General features: G+C 44.5%; 19 protein-coding genes. 12 read left to right on the top strand and 7 right to left on the bottom strand.

All coding sequences use genetic code 11. The annotated features are described in order from the left end of the window. Nucleotides 1–281: 281 nt before the first annotated feature. Nucleotides 282–2204, top strand: a complete 1923-nt coding sequence (locus ACX6CI_RS22790) for a sigma-54-dependent Fis family transcriptional regulator (RefSeq protein WP_458775950.1) — start codon at nt 282–284, stop codon at nt 2202–2204. Nucleotides 2205–2453: 249 nt separating this feature from the next. On the opposite strand, the gene ACX6CI_RS22785 is transcribed toward ACX6CI_RS22790, so the two are convergent. The 3 genes from ACX6CI_RS22785 to ACX6CI_RS22775 form a co-directional block, all read right to left on the bottom strand. Beyond that, on the bottom strand, nt 2454–4757 hold the full coding sequence (locus ACX6CI_RS22785; RefSeq protein ID WP_458775949.1) for a response regulator: 2304 nt from the start codon (nt 4755–4757) through the stop codon (nt 2454–2456). 6 nt (nt 4758–4763) lie between these two features. Further along, on the bottom strand, nt 4764–5936 hold the full coding sequence (locus ACX6CI_RS22780) for an amino acid ABC transporter substrate-binding protein (RefSeq protein ID WP_458775948.1): 1173 nt from the start codon (nt 5934–5936) through the stop codon (nt 4764–4766). 212 nt (nt 5937–6148) lie between these two features. Continuing rightward, a complete protein-coding gene (locus tag ACX6CI_RS22775; protein WP_458775947.1) occupies nt 6149–8080 on the bottom strand; it encodes a sigma-54-dependent Fis family transcriptional regulator in 1932 nt (643 codons plus the stop codon). A 317-nt stretch (nt 8081–8397) separates the two neighbouring features. On the opposite strand from ACX6CI_RS22775, the gene ACX6CI_RS22770 reads away from it, so the two are divergent. The 8 genes from ACX6CI_RS22770 (at nt 8398) to ACX6CI_RS22735 (ending at nt 15528) form a co-directional block, all read left to right on the top strand. Further along, nucleotides 8398–8775 (top strand): RidA family protein, encoded by a 378-nt coding sequence (locus tag ACX6CI_RS22770; protein WP_458775946.1) that lies wholly within the window; start codon nt 8398–8400, stop codon nt 8773–8775. Nucleotides 8776–8811: 36 nt separating this feature from the next. Then, nucleotides 8812–9942 (top strand): NAD(P)/FAD-dependent oxidoreductase, encoded by a 1131-nt coding sequence (locus ACX6CI_RS22765; RefSeq protein WP_458775945.1) that lies wholly within the window; start codon nt 8812–8814, stop codon nt 9940–9942. Nucleotides 9943–9952: 10 nt separating this feature from the next. Continuing rightward, nucleotides 9953–10240 carry a (2Fe-2S)-binding protein gene (locus tag ACX6CI_RS22760; RefSeq protein ID WP_458775944.1) on the top strand — a complete coding sequence of 96 codons (288 nt, stop codon included), beginning with the start codon at nt 9953–9955 and terminating at the stop codon, nt 10238–10240. Beyond that, a complete protein-coding gene (locus ACX6CI_RS22755) occupies nt 10237–11628 on the top strand; it encodes an FAD/NAD(P)-dependent oxidoreductase (protein WP_458775943.1) in 1392 nt (463 codons plus the stop codon). The genes ACX6CI_RS22760 and ACX6CI_RS22755 overlap by 4 nt, the downstream gene beginning before the upstream one ends. A gap of 38 nt (nt 11629–11666) precedes the next feature. Beyond that, the gene (locus tag ACX6CI_RS22750) at nt 11667–12137 is read left to right on the top strand and encodes a tripartite tricarboxylate transporter TctB family protein (protein WP_458775942.1); all 471 of its coding nucleotides are present in this window, start codon (nt 11667–11669) and stop codon (nt 12135–12137) included. Nucleotides 12138–12149: 12 nt separating this feature from the next. Further along, nucleotides 12150–13670 carry a tripartite tricarboxylate transporter permease gene (locus tag ACX6CI_RS22745; protein WP_458775941.1) on the top strand — a complete coding sequence of 507 codons (1521 nt, stop codon included), beginning with the start codon at nt 12150–12152 and terminating at the stop codon, nt 13668–13670. A 96-nt stretch (nt 13671–13766) separates the two neighbouring features. Continuing rightward, nucleotides 13767–14714, top strand: a complete 948-nt coding sequence (locus ACX6CI_RS22740) for a Bug family tripartite tricarboxylate transporter substrate binding protein (protein ID WP_458775940.1) — start codon at nt 13767–13769, stop codon at nt 14712–14714. An 82-nt stretch (nt 14715–14796) separates the two neighbouring features. Beyond that, nucleotides 14797–15528: an aspartate/glutamate racemase family protein gene (locus ACX6CI_RS22735; protein ID WP_458775939.1), complete on the top strand. Its 732-nt coding sequence runs from the start codon at nt 14797–14799 to the stop codon at nt 15526–15528. Here the strand turns inward: ACX6CI_RS22735 and ACX6CI_RS22730 are convergent. Together ACX6CI_RS22730 and ACX6CI_RS22725 are read right to left on the bottom strand one after the other, a co-directional pair. Continuing rightward, nucleotides 15498–15719, bottom strand: coding sequence for a hypothetical protein (locus ACX6CI_RS22730; protein WP_458775938.1), 222 nt, complete (start codon nt 15717–15719; stop codon nt 15498–15500). The two genes, ACX6CI_RS22735 and ACX6CI_RS22730, sit on opposite strands and share 31 nt — an antisense overlap. Nucleotides 15720–15728: 9 nt before the next feature. Further along, the gene (locus ACX6CI_RS22725) at nt 15729–16634 is read right to left on the bottom strand and encodes a LysR family transcriptional regulator (protein WP_458775937.1); all 906 of its coding nucleotides are present in this window, start codon (nt 16632–16634) and stop codon (nt 15729–15731) included. A 97-nt stretch (nt 16635–16731) separates the two neighbouring features. Between ACX6CI_RS22725 and ACX6CI_RS22720 the strand changes: the two genes are divergently transcribed. Genes ACX6CI_RS22720 through ACX6CI_RS22710 form a run of 3 tightly spaced genes read left to right on the top strand, consistent with a single transcriptional unit; the run spans nt 16732 to nt 18533 of the window. Further along, entirely contained in the window at nt 16732–17421 is a 690-nt protein-coding gene (locus tag ACX6CI_RS22720) for an outer membrane protein (RefSeq protein ID WP_458775936.1), read from the top strand. Nucleotides 17422–17459: 38 nt separating this feature from the next. After that, nucleotides 17460–17801, top strand: coding sequence for a DUF4405 domain-containing protein (locus ACX6CI_RS22715; RefSeq protein ID WP_458775935.1), 342 nt, complete (start codon nt 17460–17462; stop codon nt 17799–17801). 51 nt (nt 17802–17852) lie between these two features. Continuing rightward, nucleotides 17853–18533 carry a 4Fe-4S binding protein gene (locus ACX6CI_RS22710; protein ID WP_458775934.1) on the top strand — a complete coding sequence of 227 codons (681 nt, stop codon included), beginning with the start codon at nt 17853–17855 and terminating at the stop codon, nt 18531–18533. A gap of 191 nt (nt 18534–18724) precedes the next feature. Here ACX6CI_RS22710 and ftcD read toward each other — a convergent pair whose 3' ends face one another. Further along, nucleotides 18725–20341, bottom strand: a complete 1617-nt coding sequence (ftcD, locus tag ACX6CI_RS22705; protein ID WP_458775933.1) for a glutamate formimidoyltransferase — start codon at nt 20339–20341, stop codon at nt 18725–18727. After that, a complete protein-coding gene (gene hutI, locus ACX6CI_RS22700; RefSeq protein WP_458775932.1) occupies nt 20338–21597 on the bottom strand; it encodes an imidazolonepropionase in 1260 nt (419 codons plus the stop codon). The genes ftcD and hutI overlap by 4 nt, the downstream gene beginning before the upstream one ends. Nucleotides 21598–21602: the final 5 nt, after the last annotated feature.

Here is a 21602-nt window from a genome sequence, read left to right as displayed (position 1 = left end):
GTAAAGAACGTATCGTTTACTAGCATATACAGTGCCAGACGCCGCAACCATAATTAATCTATTAATTACAGAAACATATCTCTAATTTCTAAAAACAAAACACCCTCTCTCGATGTAACATTATGATACATAATCATTAAGTATCTATACTTATCACACCCTGCCGTGTTATTATTACTCTATATTTATTCAACTTATTGCCTCTACTTCTCACTTTGTTACATTGTAATATTATGAAACACGACTACTCACACAAAATACATTCTTCAGGAATGCCAAACATGACTGATATTATTGAAAAATCAATAGAGCGTTCAGTTCAATACGGCATAAACCCCGCCCAGGATGGTGCACCTGAAGCCACCCGCCTCTCTGACCTCCAACTTCAAAGGCGAATTGATGAGAACCACGAATTTTATTCCGTTGCCAGCTATGAGCTCAACTCACTCTATAATTTATTAAGAAATACTGGGTTTTGCTCTGCCTTAACAGACCAGGAAGGCTATGTACTGTACACCACTGGAGATCAAGATATTTTAGATCAATACAACAAGCGCCGATGCTCACCTGGGTACAGGTGGTCTGAAAAAGATATGGGGACTTGTGCAATTGGTTTAGCTCTTAAAGAGAAAATCCCTGTCTTTTTACCAGGCGAAAAAATGTTTGTCTCAAGTACTCAGCATATCAGTAACGCAGGTGCCCCTATTTTCTCTCCTGATGGTCGTAAACTACTCGGTGTTATCTGCTTAAGCGGTTATTCAGAAAAAATGCATGTCCATACCTTGGGATTGGTGCGACAATCTGCTGAACGAATTCGCGCTGTACTCCGTGAAAAAGAGCATATGCAGGAACTTGAACTACAAAATCAATACATGAAAGCGCTGCTTGAATCTAACTCTAGGGGAATGATCACTGTTGATAAAGAAAGCCGCATTGTCAGAAACAACAAAAAAGCTCGCTCTCTGCTTGGTCTCACAGATGATGAGCCGGGACAACTTCTTTCACATTACATTAGACAAGATTTTAATATCTTGAAATATCTCAGAAGTGGAACCAGAATTCATGCCAAAGAGCTTCATTTCGAAAAATGTCATAAGTCTCACTTTATTTCTCTTGATCCAATTTATAATAATAGTGGTGGAACAGTAGGAGGCCTAATCACAATTATCGAGAAAGATGAAATGATGCGTATGGCTCTGGAACTTACCGGCTCTCAAGCATTATTTACATTTGAGTCCATTATTGGTGAAAGCGAAAAACAACACTCCGCACTCCACCTCGCAAAAATATCTGCAGGAAGTACTGTTTCAGTTTTACTTGCAGGGGAAACCGGCACTGGAAAAGAACTGTTCGCCCAGGCAATACATAACGAAAGTGACCGTCGGAACCAACCCTTTATTGCAATCAACTGTGGAGCAATTCCAAATGAATTGTTTGAAAGTGAACTGTTTGGTTATGAAGAAGGAGCGTTCTCTGGCGCACAAAAAGGCGGGAGACCTGGTAAACTTGAACTGGCAAACAACGGGACACTGTTTCTCGATGAAATTGGGGATATGCCTTTTGATATGCAGGTAAAACTACTCCGTGTATTGCAATCAGGTGAATTGCAGCGAGTAGGTGGTTTTCATTCTGTTCCAGTAAATCTGAGGATTATTTCAGCGACTAATTTGAATCTACAAAAAGCTATCTCAGAAGGAAAGTTCCGCGATGACCTGTACTACAGAATTTGCACACTGAAAATCGACATCCCCCCATTACGTGAACGGCCTGAGGACATACTTCCTCTCACCAAACATTTCATTCACCGGCATGAACTAGAACTCAACAGACAAATATTACTCAACAGCGAAGAGACCATAAAAACGATCCTTAAATATGACTGGCCAGGTAACATCAGGCAACTCGAAAACGCCGTGGAACGTGCAGTACACATCTGTGAAGGTGCAAACCTGCTACCCGAACATTTCGGGATACCTGACATCAACCACGACAATACTACTCATTTGGCGACGACTTTTAATAATCTAACATTTGCAGAAATAGAGAAACATATCCTGATATCGACTATTAATGAGTTGAGCGGAAACATTCGACAAGCAGCTACAAAACTCGACATCAGCCGACCGACTATATACAGGAAACTGAAACAGTATGGAATTTCAACGAGCACTATAAAAAAGCAGAGATTTAATCAGCCAATATAAAAGAATTCATTAACTCTCTTTCCGACAATTCCCCTGCAATTACACCCCACATTTATGACTGTCAGCATATGATTTCATTCCCCCCATTCCTATTAACGTTAGACTAAAGCGGGTTATTTCTATTTTTACTTTGATGACGCTGAACTTGGTTTATGCATGTTCGTCTACAAACGTGGTTTCCTTACCATATTCAGATTTGCTTGAATGGCCGTGAGTGGCTGCGTGGCAGGCTGGTAAACCAAAAACAATCTAACCCAGAACATCATGGATAACCTGGCTTAGATTGACACTCCGGTATGGTTTACGAATAAAACCTTTCAGTCCGCTCTGCCGCATCTCTTTAAGATCTTCCTCCCTTGTGAAACCGGAAGAAAGTACAACCCGTACCTGCGGATTAATCTCCTGTAATTTGTAGAAGCAATCCCTTCCATTCATCACAGGCATAACCATGTCGAGCAAGACAAGATCGATCCCCTTTTGATGTTTAAAGGTGTCAACCGCCTGCTGTCCGTTCTTGGCCAATATTACCTCATAACCAAGGTCCTCCAATACAGCTTTAGCCGTTATCCTCATGACCTCTTCATCATCTACAACAAGAATCCTGCCGCTTCCTTTGGTTAAAACCTGTGTAGTTTGAATTGGTACTGCGTCAACGCTCGTAAGAGGCAGTAAAAGATGGAAAGCTGTACCAACATTGACCTCACTGTAGACACTGATTGCACCGTTGTGCTGTTGAATGGTGCCATATACTGAAGCTAATCCGAGACCTGTTCCTTCACCCTGCTTTTTTGTTGTAAAAAATGGATCGAAAATCATTGGCAAGTATTGAGGATCAATACCTTTTCCGCTGTCACGTACCTCTATCTCTAAATACTGACCAGGCTCAAGGGCAAAGCTGGACAATGTACAGTAAATTTCGTCCAGTTCTAAGACCTTGGAGCAAATAGTAATTTGTCCTCCTTCCGGCATAGAATGTGCGCTGTTGATGCACAGGTTAAGAAAGACATTCTGAAGCTGAGAAGAGTCACCAATAATTGTACTTTCCTCATCAGTAAAAGTGGTCTTCAGCTCAATGCGTTTATCTATAGTGTTTCTCGCTAAGACCAACGTAGCATTTATGACTTCATGGACATCTATGGGAGTGGATGTTTTAGGACCTGTACGGGAAAAGGTAAGTAGCTGTTCCGTAAGATCGGCAGCTCGACCGGCGGACTCAATTATGATCCTATAGTACCTCTCAGCTTTTGCATCGTTTGACAGGCGAGTGGACAGTAGCTCAGCAGCACCAATTATACCGCCAAGCATGTTGTTGAAATCATGCGCAACGCCACCAGCGAGCGTGCCGATCGCCTCCAGTCTCTTTGCCTGCTCAAGCTGAACCTCCAATTTTTCACGGATCATCTGTTCTTCTTTGCTGCGCGTGATATCATTGCCATGTAGTAAAATGGCCGGAATTTCACGATATATGATCCGATTTGCCTTTAATTCCACCCACAATGTTTTTGATTCGGAGGACAGGAACCTGCACTCGAAGTGTTTTTCCTCAACCCTCCCGCCCATCAAATCAGAGACAGTTTCCCTAAGAGACAGTCGATCCTCTTCATGGATAATGGTATAAAAATTATCACCTTTCAGCTGGTCACTGCTATGCTGCAGAGCTTCGACCAACCTTCCATTTACAAAAAGACACCCTCTGTCTCCCAGTACCATTACATAGGCCAAGGTATTCTCGGTCAATATTCGATACTGCTCCTCAGAATCTCTCAGTTCCCCCATTATTGAGCTGATCCGCTTCTGGTCAGATTCAAGACTACGGACCATCTCATTAAACGCCTTTCCCACTTGCGAGATCTCGTCTTTACCCTTAATGTCGATGGTAACGATGTTTCCGTTGGCAACTTTTTCTGTCGCAGAGATGATTTTGCTCAACGGATTGTTAATCCGCCACAAAAAAAGTGTCAGTAAGGTGACCACAACAGTTACAAGCACTCCTAACGTACCGAAAAAGACAATTCTTCTTGCCTGTATTACAGGAGCGTTATAGTCCTTTTTCGATATCAGGCAGATCACGCGAAGGTCCCAGAATGGAAAATATTGTTCTATTAAGCGAACAGATTCACCATTAAATGTCGACTCAACGATTGATCCCAACTCCCTGTGTTCTTCAGCGGGATAAGATACAGGCGATATGTTTTTTGAGTCTTCCTTTTCCAGGAGGTTCTTTCCTTCCTGAAAAATCAGGCTGCGAATCCCAGAGTGAACGACATCCAGAGCTCTTACCTGACTAATGGCTTCCGCCATATAAGCAGCCTGCATTTCAGGGTCTTCTTCAAGTCTCAGTTCTATCAAGTCGTCAAAACGCTCTTCACAGATAGCCATGACTGTATCGGAGGTATAGTGGAGAGCTTTATCGGTCTGTTCCTGAAGAGTTTCGGCGAGTGGAGGAACAAGTTTCTCCACAGATATGATCGAAACAAGAACCCCCACCAATATTACAGGGAACAGTACTGCATATAGCAGCCTATTCTTTGAAAAAGGAATTGTAGATTTCACGAATCTTTACTGTATGGTATGGTTGAAAATCGGTTCTTTCGTTTTCATCTTCCTTGGGTAAACAATTTCTTTCTTACCTTCCTGCCATTGTATTAATAGTGGGTTATGGCCGATTTGGCGGCCTGACTGATCGACTTTAAAGCGTCCAATTACAGTCATAGTATCAAGTGAATACACGTACTCCCTTATTTTCTCGTGATTAACCTCATTAAATTGGGTGACCGCCTGTTCAAGTATTTTACATGCCGCGTAAGCTGAACCAGCATGGTATGAAGGTTCCTGCCCGACGAATTGTTTAAAATCTGCAATAAATTTAATGGTTCCCGGGAACGGTATTCGTTCATCCGGTTCCCACTGAGACGTACCAAAAATGCCATTTGCAAAAGGTCCCACTTTTTCATAAAAATGAGGATACGTAGGTACAATCGTCATACCTAGTGCATTGGGACGAAACGAATTCTTTTTCAACTCTTCGAGAAAGGCATAGCTATCTGGAGGATATGCACTGAATATTACCCCGTCCGGGTTTATTGCCCCTATTTCGTTTATAATAGTTGGAAATTGTGACTCGCCATCGGTAAATGATTGCATATATACAACCTCCAACCCAAAACGTTTTGCCCATTTTGCCGCAGCGGTTCCAATTGCAATATTGAAAACGCTGTCTTCATATATGATCGCCACTGTTTTGTATCCTTTTCTGGCAATAACATCATGGAAAGAAATGAAATATCTGTCTGCGAGGGCATAAATACCGAACAGATGGCGGTAGCCCCTTTCCCATGGTTTCATTGCAGCCGACGCACATGCGATCATCACTTTACCATGCTTCTCAGTCACCTCCGAGGCAGCCAATGTCAAGGGTGTTCCATAAGGTGAAAGAATCAACTCAACTTCATCATCTACGATGAGTTTTTCATAAAGTTTCTTTGCCAGATCAGGATTGCTCTTGTCGTCATAAAGGAGAAGTTTTACTTTTCTGCCTAGTAGCCCGCCTTTTTCATTTATCTGTGACTCCCAGAGCTCATAGGATTTCCTGATCATTCGTGACGTTTCCACATACTTACCTTCAAGAGAAACCGTTGCACCAATGAGAAAAGGAGTATCAGTTGCGTAAACTGAAGCACCTTGAAATATCATTAATATCGAAATCAAGAGTCGAAGATTCCAGAAGGACATATAATTGCTCCGGCTAGTGCGAGATGGTTAAACAAGTGGGCTGTGAGTATCAGAGAATAATGATCATGCTATCAAGATTAGTGTATAGCATTGGTACTTTCATTGCAAATTTCAACATGCATCAGGAAACCAGTATTTTGTTAAGCTTGCAGGCATTTACCCAAACGCCGCATATTTACTGAAAGGATGTTGGAGGAAACTACGTCACATTTTCACTTAGTATCGATGTCATCAATACCGTAATTCTTCATTTTTCTATAAACCGTAGGTCTACTCACCCCAAGAGACTTCGCTGACTTACATATATTGCCATCAAAATGGTGCAATGTTTTTTCTAGCACATTCTGTTCTACCTCAGCGAAAGTAGACAAACCATCCGGAGTGTCCATCAGGTTAACTCTATGGTTATCGGTGAGGGTAGAAATACCAAAATGAACCGGAAATATTTCCTGACCTTCTGCCAGATGAACAGCCCGTTCAACAGCGCCCTCTAATTGCCGAATATTCCCCGGCCAACTATAATTCAGCAGTGCCTGAGCTGTTTCGGGCGTATTAAAAACAAACTCCTTGTTGAGTTGTACAGAATGTCGTCGCAGGAAATAATTCCCTAAAATGAGGATATCATCACCTCGCTCACGCAAAGGAGGAACATTGATATTCAGTGTGCAGATCCTGTAGTACAAATCTTCTCGAAATTGATGTTCTTTAATTGCTTGTTTCAAATTTTTATTGGTCGCAGAAATCACCCTTAAATTGACAGAAACACTTCTCAACCCGCCAACCCGCTGAATCTCTCCAGTTTGCAGAACACGTAAAAGTTTTACCTGCATATCAAAAGGCATATCGCCAATCTCATCGAGAAAAAGGGTACCGTTATCCGCCAGCTCAAACTTACCTGGCCTACCACCTTTTTGCGCTCCGGTAAATGAGCCTTCTTCATACCCGAAGAGTTCACTTTCAATAAGTTCTTTTGGAATAGCGCCACAGTTTATGGCCACGAACGGTTCATTTCTCCTGTCACTTTCATTGTGAATTGCCTGGGCAAACAGTTCTTTCCCTGTACCGGTCTCACCTGCGAGCATAACTGTGGTCGAACTATTAGCTGCAATACGCGCAACTCTGAGCGCATCGTGGAGTTTTTGACTACGCCCTATTATGGTATCAAAGGTAAAATGAGCATGTGACCCTGACATTTCCGCAGCCACACGGATGACCTCTTTTTTTTCGGTTATGGTAATAAGTCCTCCCACCAAACCACCTTTATTTTTTCTGATGGGATCAAGTGAGGCAAAATGAGTTGCTCCACCTTTTTTAGTGAGGAGTTCCCTTGAAATAAACCCCTTACCTTCTGCAAGATATGACAAGATATCAAATCGTTCTCCAACACATTCACCAAAAGGTCTGGTAATGGCATCAGGGGGAAGATCAAGGAGTAAATTCGCTCTTCGATTGGCTCGTACAATTCGTCCCTGTTGATCAACAGTGACCATTCCCCTTGAGCTGGACTCCAAAAGAGCATCCATATATTTTTTCTGTATATCCAGTTCACGAAGACGGACACTTTCACGCAGGTGAGCTGTCACAGTTTCAGCAGCCTGACGAACAAGGCCCAGTGTGTGAACATGCATATTCTCAGAATACCCACTGAGACTCACAACTCCTAAAACATCCTTTCCGTCAGGTGAATAAACGGGGGCTCCAGAGTTGCTTATACTTTTTGCAAGGGCCGCAAACATGTGATCACCCGGGAGAAACACCGGAATTCGCTCTTCCAGAGCCAGACCAATTGCACAGGTTCCAATATCCCGCTCAGTCCACCGGTAACCAGGCAGACACCTTCTTCGCTTGAAATGCTCAACAAGATCTGAATCTCCAACTACATACAGGACATAGCCCTGACTATCGGCCAAAGCCATGCAAAAACCAGTATCTTTTAAGAGGCGATAGAGGCTTTCGAGCTGTTCCTTTGCTATCACATAAAATTCTTGTTGAGCCGCTATTCTCTTTTTGAGACCATCCGAACTCAATCGACTCTCTTCCGGCGCCGCAAGAGCATTGGGATCAACCCCATAACTGGCTGATCGTTCATGGGACCTTGCAATAATTTTCTTAAGGTTTGGCATTCCCTGCAATTCAGTTTCCATCTCACCTCACTGTATCGTATCGTTACAATGTATCGTACCGTTACAAACCGTTTACAAAAACCATTTTTCTCTTGTTCGCAGAGGTTCTTAGCCAGACCTCAGCTCAACTAGAGACCATTTATTGTAACGTTTCTTTACAATCACCCAAAAACCTACAAAACCACACAACACAGTTAAGCTACTGTTTTACTGTGACTTAAACACGTGTACACATTGTGGCACACAAAATGCAGGAAAAACCCCATCAATGAAAGTGTACGCAGTTGCCTGGCAAAGACCGGGTTGCTGTAACGTTATGATACAAAAAGGAGATTAACATGTCAATTGATCGATACGGCACCCCAAAAAGTGGTGGTTTACCATTTGCCAAGGCCGCCGGAGCAGATGGCTGGCTGTACGTCAGCGGTCAGGTTCCAAGAGATAGCGAAGGACAAATTGTGTATGGAAATATGGCTACCCAGGCAAGAGTTACCTTAGATAACCTCAAATCTGTTCTTGAGCTTGCCGGATACAGTTTAAACGATGTTGTCCGAGTGGGTGTTTGGATAGATGACCCAAGAGATTTTGCGGAGTTCAACAAGGTCTACGCGGAATACTTTGTTGCAGAACACGCTCCGGCAAGAGTCACAGTTCAGGCGATGATGATGAGCGACCTACGCGTTGAAGTTGACTGTATCGCATATAAACAATCGTAATTTAATTTGCAGCATAGAGAGCTATCGAGCCTAACAATGGGAAAGTTCAATCAACAAAGTTCCGATCATGATATAATTATCGCTGGAGGTGGCATCAGCGGATTAGCACTGGCATATGGGCTAGTTGCTGGAGGTGCCAAAGTTACATTACTTGACGCACCAACAGAAACAAACAAAGCCTCCCGCACAAACGTTGGCCTTATCTGGTGCCAATCCAAATTTCTTCATCTTCCCAATTATGCCAAATGGGGTTTCCACTCTTCAAGCCTCTTTCCTGCTCTGACAAAAGAGCTGGAAGAAGTCTCAGGCATAGAAATTCCTGTGCACTACACCGGCGGACTCATAGCCTGCACCAGTGAAAAGGAGTTTGAAGCAAAAGGCGAGTACATAGAAAAATTAAAAGTTGCCCTGGGGGACTATCCAGGAGGAATGCTTTCCAGAAGTGAACTGGAAAAAAAATTACCTCTAATCGGTTTTGGACCAGATGTCGTTGGCGCGGCCTGGTGTGAGGCTGATGGCGTTGTAGAACCACTTGCATTAATGCGCGCCTACAAAGCCGCTTTCCAAAAACTAGGCGGCAATTTTGTAGAAACTCTTATCCACGATGTGCAACCTAAAGATGGAGGATACAGTGTACATACAGACAAAGGGCTGATGAACTGTGGCCGCCTTGTTTTAGCTGCGGGTCTTTCCAACAGACGGTTTTCAAGATTCGCCCTTCCCCATCTACCTGTCAGCGCAGACAAGGGCCAGGTTCTTCTTGTTGAGCGGATGCCTCCTGTTATGCCAATTCCTCTACTCGGTGTAACCCAGACCTTTGGCGGCACTGTGATTATTGGTTTCCGCCATGAATTTATTGGCCACGATACACGAATCGTCCCTGAAGATGTTTCCACTGAAGGTCGCTCTGCTATTAAAATTTGGCCAGAGCTTGCAAAAAAACGACTCATACGAGCATGGAGTGGACTACGTGTTATGCCTGAGGATAAACAGGCGATTTACAGCAGACTACCTGACCATCCAAAAGTAACTCTCATAAACACACATAGCGCAGTTACCCTCGCAGCAGCACATACCCGCCACCTGCCGGACTTTATACTCGGTGGCAATTTACCAGACCTTGCTCGAGACATGACTCTAGAACGCTTCGGCATTGCGGTTAATTAAGGAAGATACAATGGAGAAAAACGTAATACATGAGACTGTTACTATCGTAGTGGATGGTAATGATGTCACCGTTCCCGCCGGTATTTCAGTCGCCGCTGCAGTTCTTGGACACCACCATGCAGACGAAACCTACACACACCCTGTCGATGGGAGCCCCCGAGCCCCCTATTGCCTCATGGGAGTTTGCTTTGAATGTATGATGGAGATAAATGGAGAGCCTAATGTACAGTCCTGTCTTGTTACTGTAGAAGAAGGCTTGAGAGTAAAAAGACAGGTCGAAACAGCAGAGGCAAAATGATGGAGCGACAGACAGATCTTGTAGTAGTTGGAGCAGGTCCTGCAGGGCTTGCGGCAGCATGTTCAGCGAGTAACTGCGGTCTTGAGGTGAGCCTTGTTGATGAACAGGCAACACCTGGTGGTCAACTGTTTAGAAATATCGAGTCACCCTTAGGTCAGGCATCCCTTGACGCTAAAGAACGTGCAGCCGGAGTGGCACTTGCAAAAGAGTTCAGAGAATCAGGAGTACAGTACCATCCTGAGACCATTGTCTGGGGCTTAGAATCACGAAGGGTATCCGGCACAGCTCAAGGAAAAACTAAAATTTTTCAAACCCAGTCAGTAATCGTGGCACCAGGTGCCATGGAGCGACCTGTGCCTTTTCCCGGCTGGACACTCCCTGGCGTTATGGGGGCAGGAGGAGCGGACATACTTCTCAGGGCTGGCGGATCACTTCTAGAAGATCCATCAGAGCCAATAGTACTTGCCGGCAACGGCCCCCTCATGCTCCTGCTTGCATGCCACTTAATTGACAGAGGTGTTAATATTGCTGCGTGGCTTGATACGGGGTACTGGAGTAAAAGAGTCATCTCAGGCGTCCCAATGTCTGTATCATTTTTTGACTCTGCGTACCTTGGTAAGGGCCTATCCATGGCTCTGAAGATTGCCAAGGCGAAAATCCCATTCATCCTGGGTGTAAAAAATATCCAGGCCATAGGTGATACACGAATTGAAAAAGTATCCTTTGAGGTACGGGGCAAGGTACGAGAGATTGAAACAAAATGTCTTCTACGCCATGAAGGCGTCATTCCACGCACCCATATCCTCAACTCAATGGGTGCAAAACACCTGTGGGACCCAGTACAACGTTACTGGTACCCTGACGTCAGTGAGTCTGGAGCAACCAGCATTGATGGAGTATATCTCGCAGGTGATGCAGGCTATGTGCATGGTGGAGATGCAAGTATCATAAAAGGCACCCTTGCAGGCATTGATGCAGCCAAACGCCTTGGAGTGATTGACCCAAGCGAGGCTGCCTTTCGCTCAAAAGAGTCTCTGAGAAAACTGAGATTGACCCGATTTGCCAGAGGATTTTTGCGTTATGTCTTCGCCCCTAATCCAAATATTTTTGATGTCCCTGACAGCACCAAGGTGTGTAGGTGCGAGTCTGTCACTGCAGGAGACATCAGAAAAGTTGTGCTGGAAGGCAATAGCGATGTAAATGAGGTCAAGCTCTACAGTAGATGTGGTATGGGACCCTGCCAGGGAAGAATGTGCGGGCCTGCCCTTGCGGAAATCACGGCATCTACCCTTTCGACCTCACCTCATAAGGTCGGCAGCCTGCAGGTTAGACAGCCATTTAGACCAGTATCACTCGAAAATTATTGCGATCTCACAACTGGAGAATAACACACGCACTCCCGGTTAATCCTCATCTTAAGGGTGAAATGATGAACAGAAGGAAAATAGATGTTGTCCTATCAGCGGTACTGATGACCGTATCGCTCATAATTCTACTCAATGACAACCTCGTTGAAGGTGGGATGGAGACGGAGCTTGGCTCAATGTTTGTACCCAGGATAATCGCTACTTTTATCCTCATCTTTTCAGGTACCATAGGTTTTCAGGCACTGACTAAGATGAAAAATCATCAAGAGCTGGATATTGTTGAAAATATTGACACCAAAGGTTTTGGTGGCGTGGCTATATATTTTGGCATCTTCATCCTATACTGGCTTGCAGTTCCCTATGTAGGATTCATTGTTGCCACTCCATTTACAATTTTTTCGGTAGCTTGTCTTCTAGGTGGGCGTAGCTGGATTCCTATTAGCATTCTCTCCATCGTCACTCCAATTTTAATCTATTACGGTTGCAGCCAATACCTACGTGTATTTCTACCAACCTGGTCCTTATCATAAGAGAGGAAGACAATGTTAGAAAATATCCTTCAAGGCTTTGGTACTGTATTTGCCGTCGGCCCCATCCTCGGTATCATCATTGGTGTCATCGTTGGTATTATTTTTGGTGCCATACCGGGAGTTTCTGGGATCATGGCTATCGCTATCATGTTACCACTGACCTTTTATGTTGACCCGGTTGTCGGTATCACCATGCTTCTTGCTGTGTACAAGGCAGGAATTTATGGAGGTTCGATCTCGGCCATCCTTATAAATACGCCAGGTGCTGCTGCTGCATTTCTTACAGCCCAAGATGGACATGCCCTAACGAGAGCGGGCAAGTCAGGAAAAGCACTGTGCATGGCTCTCTATGCCTCTGTAACTGGTGAAATGTTGAGTACTCTGGTCCTCATTTTTGTTGCAGCACCAATCTCCCTTTTATCACTGAAGGCTGGCCCAATTGAGAAAGTTTACCTTCTCCTCTTTGCCTTTACAGTAATTGGATCTGTAACCGGAGAATCGATTTCAAGAGGTTTGCTCTCCACCTGCCTTGGAATGCTCTTTGCCACTGTCGGTATGTCCTCAATCACCGGTGCCACCCGTTTTACCTTTGGCGTCCCTGAGCTCATGAGTGGTTTCACCTTTACTCCGATGCTTATTGGAGTTCTCGTAATGCCTGAGGTGATCATGGCAATACGCAGACGCAATGATGCCCAGGCCAGTATGGCACTCACTATTTCTCCAAATCCGGACGACAACCGGATCAGCTGGAAAGAGTATAAATCAGTCCTCGGAACTATCATTAAATCGTCAGGCATTGGCACTCTGCTTGGCTCACTTCCAGGGCTCGGTTCAACACCAGCTGCGTTCCTCGCCTACGGTGAAGCAAAGCGAACATCAAAGAATCCTGATACATTTGGGAAAGGTTCAATTCGTGGTATTGCAGCAGCAGAATCCGCCAACAATGCAGTTTGTGCTGCTGCAATGATCCCTATGCTGACCCTCAGCATCCCTGGCGATGATGTAACCGCACTGTTGTTCGGTGCGTTTCTTATCCAGGGTATTACTCCAGGGCCTACTATTTTCTTTGAACATACCCAGGTCATTTATGGAATATTCGCCGGTTTTCTACTCACAGATCTGGTTTTACTGGTACTTGCGCGAATCGGCTTTAAGTTCTGGACTAAAGTGGCTTCAGTACCACGATATTTCATTTTTCCCTGTGTTACTATTTTTGCCTTTGCCGGCGCATTCACCGCAAACCAAAACATCAATGACGTGATGATTCTTATTCTCTTCACTATGTTTGGTTTTGGTATGCGGCTCATCGGTTTGAACCCTGCCGCCTATCTTATCGGGTTTATTTTAACACCGATGCTTGAACAAAACCTTGATCAGGCTGTAGCCATTGTAGGAACTGAATATCACCTCTTTTTTACCACTCCGTTTGCATGGATCTTCACAGCCTTGGCGGCAATATTTATTTATTCCACTACACGGCAGAGAAAGAAACTTGCAAAAAAAGCGGAGAGTATTCTCTCAACCACAAAATAAAAACGGCTTGAGATTTTGTAAAAGAACGATCGCTAAAACTGTGATCGCAACCATGACCGGAGTAACAAATACTCCACTTGTAAGGAGCTAGCTATTATGAACTGGAACAAAAAACTCGTCTCTATTGCAGCAGCACTGGCAATCTCACTGGTATCTGTCTCCGCACAGGCTGAATACCCAAAAAAACCTATCAACGTCATCGTTCCGTGGGGAGCAGGTGGAGACTCTGACCTCACCAGTCGCGTATGGGCAGATGCGATGGAAAAAGAGCTTGGCACTCCTGTTGTTGTAATCAACAAAACTGGTGGTGGTGGCGTTATTGGAACGACCTTTGTTGCTAATGCGAAAAAGGACGGTTACACCCTCATTAACGCAGGTCTTAGTAATGTACTTGTCACTCCAAATTTCAGTAAAACTCCATATGATTTCGACAGTTTTGTTCCTATAGTTAAATTTACAGCTGTTCCACTAGGAATACTTGTTGCTACAGACAGTCCGTACAAAACTTTCGATGACTTTATCGCCGCTGCAAAAGAAAAAAGTGTTACTCAGGGCTCCTGGGGTGCGGCTTCTTCAGGTACTATCCTTGCAAACATCATAGCTGACCAGGCTGGATACAAACCTAGGTTTGTTCATGCCAACACAACCGCTGAGTCCATGGTTTCAGTTATTGGTGGACACATTGACTCTGCAGTCTCTTTCCCACCAGCATTTGGTCCTCACATTAAATCAGGTCGCGCAAGAGCGCTGGTCATGAACTCTAAAATGGATGCATACCCTGGCGTTCCTACTTTTGCAGACTACGGTATCAAAGGTAGTTTTGAAGGATGGTCTGGAATCTTCGCTCCTAAAGGTGTTCCTGAAGAAGTTGTGACCACCCTCGTTGAAGCAAGTAAAAAAGTGATGAAAGACCCCAAGGTTCTCAAGGCATTTGAAAACATGGGTGCAGTAGTAGATTTTCGCTACGGTGAAGATTGGGTTAAAGACCTCAAGGTTACCTATGGTATCATGGGTGAGGCCGCTGCTAAAATGAAGAAAAAATAAGAATAGACGTACTGATTGTAAGGTATTTTTTTCAAGGCAGCTGCATTTTGCAGCTGCCTTTTTTTTTCTTAGGTGAAATGAAATGTCCAATAATACAAATATATTAAAAGGTGGTTTTCTCCATTACGACACCCCCATTGGCGTCCTCTGCCTTGAGAGTATGTTTCCTAAACCTCGAGGACATGTAAGAAACCCCAGAACTTATGATTTTCCGACCATCTGTTCAGTTGTAAAGGGAGTTGATATCCCAAAACTCCTGTTTGATCCACAACCTGAGCTGTTACAACCATTTATTGATGCGGCACAACAACTTGAACGAGATGGGGTGGCTGCAATTACTGGTAGCTGTGGCTTTCTGGCACGATTCCAGACAGAGCTTGCAGAGGCGGTGGACATTCCGATCTTTGTATCAAGTCTGGTTCAACTCCCATTTTTGCGCCTCATCCACGGCACCTCTGCTCAGATTGGAATTCTCACAGCCAGTGCAAAGGCACTCACCGTAGATCATTTCAACAATGCGGCAAGTGATATTAACGACTATGTAATTGGTGGAATGGAGGGATATCCTGAGTTTTGGGAAACCATCATTGAAGGTAAACGTAATGACTTTGACATGGTAAAACTGGAAGAAGAAATCTGCCATTCAGCAGATGAGCTTGTCAGCAACAACAACCTTGATGCTCTCTTATTGGAATGTACAGACCTCTCAGCTTTTGCCCATCAAATTCAAAAGACAACACAGGTACCAGTATACGACATAAACTCACTGGTTGAATATGTCGCCTACTCTGTCTGTCGAAAACAATATACATGACAACTTGCACTCTTACCGTTGCTGCAATTCGCTCTAAAAATATCATTTTTTATGAAGTGAGACAGTTCATCTTTCGCAGACGCAAAACCAACCAGCGGTTGAGAGAATGCTTTCAGTTCTGAACCTGGTTCTATAGCATTATTGGAAAGATCATCCATCCACAATTCAATCTGCTCAGTGATTTTTTCCATTGGATTTTCTTACCTCTCAGGAAGTGAATTGACGACTTCAAGCATCTCTTTTCTCAGCCACTTATGCTGTTCATCTTCCTGATAGGATCGGTGCCAGATCATATTCATCTTTCCTGCCGAGAAATCAAAAGGAAGCGGCGCATAAGAGAAATCCTTCATCTCTGTATGTCGCATTAAAACCGGTAAGGTTGCCAGCATTTCTGTTCCTCTTAAATATGTTCCCGCACTGGAAAAATTTGGGACAGAGATATCTACCTTGCGCGGTCGTCCCTGCCGGGTCAAAATATCATCCACCCCTCCCTTAAAATGCCTTAAAAATGAGAGCCCGACATGGCCTGATTCTAAATAATCCTCCATATCTTTAGGGGCATCCCTCATGGTTGGATCATAAAAAACAACGGTGTTCATATCGAAAAGAGGCTTTTGCATAATATCGGCGCCATCGGGCCTAAACCCTGAAATTGCCAGATCACATTTGTTTTCACGCAGGAGTTCTACTGTGGGGATTTGAGGCGAGATTACCTGAAGGGAAAAACGTTTCAGTTTTCCTTTAACCTGTTCATAAAAACGTGGCATAAGCAGACTGGACTGGAAATCGTTGGCAGCAATAACCAGATCGATTTCACTCTCCCCTGGCAAAAAGGAAGAGGTTTGAACAAGGTCTTGCAACTCACCCAGAATCTTCTCCACCTTTACAGCCATCTGCTGGGCATAGGTCGTGGGGGTTATAGTTCTTCCGGCACGGATAAAAAGAGGGTCCCCGACAACTTCTCGCAGTTTTTCTACGGTATGACTCACAGCGGATTGCGTAATACCGAGTTTATCAGCGGCTCCCGTGATAGTTCCAACTTCCATAACGGCGAGAAATACAGATAAGCTTTTTCCGTCCAGCGACAACCAATCGATTTTCTTCATGTGTTATATGAGAACCTACCTGTTGTTTAGATGCAATTAAAATCACATAATGGCATCAATCAAGGCAACATTTACACTCAAATAATGGAGAAACGAGATGATAATGAAAAAAGCTCTACTTACTACTGCTCTTATTTTTACAGCCTCTTCAGCTATGGCTGCAAACAACTGGTACATGTCCGCTGACCTGGGAGTCCAGATTCCGGGTGGTGAAGCAAGTCATGCAGGTACCAATGAACACGACACCCCAAGTTATGATTTTGATGAAAGTGTCGTGGCAGGTCTTGCAGTAGGATATTTCTTCAATGATGCATTCAGGGTAGAGGCTGAGGCACGTTTTAGAAACCAGGAAACTGAAGATGGTACACTCGCAGGCCTCAACTCACGTTCCAATGAGACCTTCAATCTAGGTGGTGAGGTGGATACCACCACACTTATGGCTAACGCTATCTACGAGTTTGATAACACCAGTAAATTTATCCCTTATGTCAAAGGTGGCTTAGGTGTTGCCTACTCAGATGCCAGTGCAGACTTTGATCTTCAACCTACTTTTTCCATGTATGGTATCACCGATCGCTGGGACTTTCCGGATAATGATGAAACAAATTTTGCCTGGTCAATTGGTGCTGGTGTTGATTACCAAATAACAGACAACATTCTGGTCGGTCTTGAATATCAATACATTGATATGGGTGATATTTCCACAGGTGTCGATATCAATGGAGACATGGTTGATTTTGATCTCAGCGCCCATGAGATCACAGTAGGAATTACCTATCTTTTTTAGCCAGCAATAGAATTTTAAACAAAGGGAGGATAGTAAAAATGCTCAGACAATGTGTATCAATTACGCTGGTGTTATCTTTGGTTGCGCTTGGAGTATCGGGAATCTTGATGATTTTCTTAAACAGCTTGACCTTCCAGCTACAAATGCACCCCGTGCATAAGATATTTGGAGTCATAATGGTTGTTGCTGGCGCGCTTCACGCCTATCTCAATTTCAAGCCCATCAAGAACTATCTGAAAAATAGGGGTGTGCTTGTTTTTGCCATGATCATGTCTCTGCTTTTACTTATTCTCCTCGTTGCAGGCTTAAATAAACAGATAGACCCGGATTTAGTTGAACAGGTTCAATTGTTGATGTCACAGATGGAATCGGCACAATAGACTTATTTAGAAATTTACAAATACACAACATCAAATCGAAAAGGCCCCAAAATGACTTCAGAAGAATTAAAATCAGCCTTAACAAAGGTTGGCAGTTTATCCATCACAACTCTTGATGGTCCCACTATGCACAGCCGGATAATCAGCATCTGCGGCTGCGATGATGATGGCATTTACTTTCTGACAATGGACGTAAAACCATTTTATCGCCAACTAAAAAGTAATCCGCATGTCTCTTTGTGCGGCATTTACCCATCAGGGAGAAAAGAGGGCAAAAATACAGATGGCCAGCCATACTGGCCCCCAGGATTTACTGTACGCGTTACCGGGGAAGCGCGCGAAATAACAAATGAAGAGATAAAAGAAAAAGCTGCGTCCGGTAATGAACTCTTTCAATATACCCTGGAAGAGGCAGCCCGTTACCCTTCAATGAAGCTGTTTTGCATCTTCAAAGGAAAAGGCGAAATTTTTGATTATGATTTTGAATTAGAAAATCGTGATCACAAGCTCCTCCGCACCCGCTTTGCTTTTGGTGGTGAATCTGTTCAACAGGCCGGAGTTCGTATTGATCCGGATAAATGTGTCGCATGCGGAGAGTGTTTTGAGGTGTGTACCTTTGGTGCTATTGTTGAAGGGGAACCTTATACAGTGAACAGTGAGCGTTGCGACGAGTGCGGAAGCTGTATTATGTCTTGTCCCTCTGAAGCTATTGAACATTCACAGACAATGTAAGCAAAGAATTATGGCTCGCATTTTCTATGGTAAATTTTCTGCATATCTGCTCGGCGTGATTTTTCAAAAGCGACAGCACTGACACAACCTCTTACCAATAACAGATTTGATACAGCAACAGGCTCATTCTAATTGCGCAATGCAGCCCAGACAAGCAAACACCTTAATCACCTATTTATACGTACAAAATATCATATGGCCTCTAAGATACCAAGGACCTCTGCACACTTAACCCTCGATCGCTGTTCAAGCAAATCAGCTTCTGCCATAATCTCTGCCCTAAACGCATCATCTTCAATATCGACCATATTAATGAGGACATTTTGATACGCCCCCCAGATGCCTGTCTCAAGGGCTCGAGCTCCAACCTGAACATCGGACTTTGAAGCTGGGTTGCCATGCATGGCTGTTGTAATGAGAGCGTCCCAGGCACCATCACCAATGCGCATAGTAGTGAGGGGGACATGTATCGCAGTTTTCAAACCTGCCTGCATCTTTTCCCTGCGGCTTCTCTTTTCTGCGTCGGTTCCCTGAGGCATTCGCAGACCTTCCATATACTCATTAAATGCTGAAGTATCCTTGTCAATCATGGGAATCAGAGACTGGGTAATATCATGGAGAACAGGGATAACCGCTTGCATATCTTTTTCTTTTCCCTCAAACTTTCTCACACCCTGGGTAAGCTTTGCCACCATAGCACCAAGTCCGGCTCCAATCGCTGCCATGGCAGCTGATGCTGAGCCCCCACCAGGGGCGGAACTTCTCGCCGCAACTTCTTCTACAAAACCGCGCACACTGAGACTCGCAAGAGGTTCATCAAGTGGTTCTGCCACGATATATTCTATGATACGCTTCTTGGCCAAAAATGGAGCAACTGAGTTCAGGCCCAGCCGCTCAATGGCAAGACGGAGTTTCTGCTCTTCGAGGTAGATAAACAGTCCTTCTTTTTCGATATAGTAGTCAGCTGCCATCAATAGCGACTCCAAGGGTACAATGCCTACTATTTCAGAACCTGTTACGGCAAGATTAAGCTCAGCAGCCTTCGCTTTAACCTCTTCAAAGAGGACATGGATCGGAGTGACCTTGTAGTTGTTTAAATTGACTGTAACCTGGGCCATGTTGTATTCATCCACGAACCAACCCATCCCCTTAACATCCTTTAATTCACCCGGTTCATCATCACTACGCCCCGCCTCTCGCAGATCAAGGGCGATACGGTGGGCCTGATTCGGTGTGCCGAGAATATTGACGTTATAGGCTATGAGAAACATCCTTGCCCCTGTGGCAGTGGCCCCCCATGAAGGTACAAAATCTAAGGGACCAAAATCAGGTGCCCAGGCAGGATCTTTTAACCGCTGCTGCAGTTCTTCGTATTCGCCCTGTCTCACATCGGGTAGTTTTTTTCTGTATCCCCTCTCAGAAGCCTCTTCATAGAGAAAAAAGGGAACCCCGAGTTCTTCTGCTGCTCGCCTGCCAAATTCCTTTGATATTTCAACACACTCTTCCATGGTAACATTGGCCACAGGGATAAAAGGACAAACATCCATGGCTCCAAACCGGGGATGCTCACCACTGTGCCTGGTCATATCAATCAGTTTTCTGGCAACCCTCGCCCCCGCAAGAGCCCCTTCAATAATTGCAACAGGGCCACCCACAAAGGTATAAACAGTCCGATTGGTTGAATACCCGGGATCTACATCAAGCAGGATACACCCCTCCACAGCTTCAATCGCCTCAGAGATTGCATCGATGGTTTTCTGATTTCTACCTTCTGAAAAGTTCGGTACACATTCTATGATTTTCTTCATTGCTCAATTGCTCCGCTGACTAGCTCACCTTTTTTGACGACTGCCATAACAGCTGAAACCCCAGCATGGTAGGCGAGAATTGCCGGGGACTCCCCTTCTAACAGAAGAAAATCCGCCTGTTTTCCTGCCTCAAGACTACCCACCTTCTCTGCCACTCCAAGAGAATATGCAGGATTAAGGGTAACTCCTGTCAAGGCTTCAGCCGGAGTCATGTTCATATTTAAAACAGCCAGGCCAAAGATAAAGGGCATAGACTCCGTAAAACATGAGCCAGGATTACAATCTGTTGCAAGCGCCACTGGCAGGCCCATTGTTATCATGTCCCTTGCACGGGCATAATTTTTCCTGAGACTATAGGCAGTACCCGGTAACAGGTTTGCGACAACACCACTTCCGGCCATGGCTTGTAGATTCGTATCATTTGCAGCCAACAAATGATCTGCTGAAATTGCCCCTAAATCTGCGGCAAGACCAGCCCCTCCAAGGTCATGGACTTCATCGGCGTGTATTTTAATTCCAAAACCCATCTCCTTTGCTGCCTGAAGCAGACGTCTTCCCTGCTCGATTGAGAACACCCCTTCTTCACAAAAAATATCACAAAATTTCGCAATATTTTGTTCCTTTACGGCAGGCAAACTTTCTTCAATCAGAAGAGATATAAAATCATCAGGATTTTCTTTATAAACAAATGGAATTGCGTGGGCTCCAAGATAGGTGGCAACCACATCAAGGGAGCTAACCTTTGCCACCCGACCAATGGCCTCAAGCATTTTCAATTCGAGATCAGTCTCAAGGCCGTAACCGCTTTTAATCTCAATGGTTGTGGTACCAAGAGACATCGCTTTTTCCACATGGCAAAGAGTATTTTTATACAGTTCATCCACACTCGCCCCTCGAACCGCATCTACTGAGGAAAGAATACCACCGCCTTTTTTGAGTATCTCAAGGTATGGTGTCCCCGCAACGCGAAGCTCAAATTCCTCCTCCCGAAGTCGTGCAAAACAACAGTGGGTATGAGGATCTACAAAGCCTGGAATCATGCATTTTCCGCCGCAATCTACAGCCGTATCAATAACAGAGGTGGCTAATCCCGCCATTACCTCGCTGGCATCACCGACTCTTTCGATTGCACCTTCCCGCACCAAGAGGGCACCATTAATATAATGAGCAAGTGCTCCCTGGGCACTTCCTCCGCAGGCTTTACCGCTATCTACGGGAGTAAATATTTTGGTATTCGTATAGAGCTCAACTGACACGATAG

This window comes from Desulforhopalus glucosivorans, from assembly GCF_054397165.1.
Note: the sequence above shows the minus strand (reverse complement) of the source record. Positions and strands in the feature narration are given on the sequence as shown.